This is a genomic window from Pseudoalteromonas sp. bablab_jr011, from assembly GCF_016464045.1.
Classification (GTDB): Bacteria; Pseudomonadota; Gammaproteobacteria; order Enterobacterales; family Alteromonadaceae; genus Pseudoalteromonas; species Pseudoalteromonas lipolytica.
Genome location: NZ_JACDWU010000162.1, coordinates 1 through 447 on the forward strand (window position 1 = coordinate 1; position 447 = coordinate 447).

Annotated in this window: 1 protein-coding gene; it reads left to right on the plus strand. The window is 47.0% G+C overall.

The window, feature by feature from the left end; all coding sequences use genetic code 11:
- Positions 1-447, plus strand: a 447-nt coding sequence (locus JIG41_RS07720; RefSeq protein WP_199524532.1) for a formylglycine-generating enzyme family protein, incomplete at both ends; no start/stop codon positions are given.

Below are 447 nucleotides of genomic sequence, written 5' to 3' on the forward strand. Positions count from 1 at the left end.
ATTACTAAGTGGCTGCGATATCGAAAATAACATAGATAAGCTCACTGGAGAGCAAGACAAGCAAGTACATGCTCTTATTGAACGCACTAAAGCACACATGGTGTTTGTTGAAGGCGGGAGCTTTATGATGGGAGATGGTGGAGGACCAACCAACTTACCTTGGACAATAGCGACTGACAACAAACCCGCCCATAAAGTCACCCTAACCAGCTACGCAATGGGCGCGTATGAAGTGAATTATGCCGACTTTGATTTATACACAACGGTGAATGAGCAGCCTAAAACCATGTGGACAAAATGGGATAGAGATGAGGTTTGGCGGGCCCCTGAATTCCCTGCGGGAGTAAGTTGGTATGGCGCAAAAAACTACTGTTTATGGCTGGCTAAACTCACCGAGCTCCCCTTTGATTTACCCACAGAGGCTCAGTGGGAATTTGCAGCCCGTAA